The sequence below is a fragment of the Campylobacter sp. IFREMER_LSEM_CL908 genome (genome assembly GCF_025771545.1).
GTDB classification, from domain to species: domain Bacteria; phylum Campylobacterota; class Campylobacteria; order Campylobacterales; family Campylobacteraceae; genus Campylobacter_D; species Campylobacter_D lari_D.
Genome location: NZ_JAKMQK010000038.1, coordinates 1 through 692, shown reverse-complemented (window position 1 = coordinate 692; position 692 = coordinate 1). Strand labels below are relative to the sequence as shown.

Here is a 692-nt window from a genome sequence, read left to right as displayed (position 1 = left end):
GATTAGTGATTATAATGTTAAAGATATTGCTATTAAGTTTAATTATATGAAGACAAGAACAAGTAAAATAGAGTTTGCTGCAGATAAAATTAAGCTTTATCAAAGAGAATTAAAATTTGAAGGGGATAAAACAATATACACCGAAGAAAAAGCACAAGCCAATATCACGCTAAAAGATGGTAAAAAAGGTGCTAAAGTAGAATGGAATATAAGTGGAGACGCTACTTTAAATGATCATGATACAACATTTAATTCTAGTGGTGAAGCTAAAGCAACTATTACTTCTAAAACCCCATTTAAAAATAACCCTGTAATTAGTGTAAATACTATTGGACAAAGTGTTAGCACTACTATTGCATATGTAGATAAAGAATATATCCCTAGTATTATTTATCCTAGCTATAAGGGTTATAAGCAAACCATAGAATTAAATCAAGATTTTCATCTTGAGGTAAATAATTTAATCCCGAATACAGAAATTGAAATATATCATGATTTTTTATCAGCGGCTAAACCAAAGCAAGATCATGTTAGAGTAAATTCTAGTGGTAAGGCTACTTTGGAATTTTATGGAGTATCGAATCCATTGTGTAGTAATTTCAATATTCAATTTAAATATATGAAAACAAAAAATAAGTCAGCGGATTTTTTTACAGATGAAATTTATATATATAAACAGCTTACCTTGATTG

General features: G+C 28.2%; 1 protein-coding gene. It reads left to right on the top strand.

Annotation, left to right across the window (positions count from 1 at the left end; all coding sequences use genetic code 11):
* Window positions 1-46: 46 nt before the first annotated feature.
* On the top strand, window positions 47-692 hold a 646-nt coding region (locus L8U04_RS08270; RefSeq protein WP_263709824.1), incomplete at its 3' end, for an Ig-like domain-containing protein.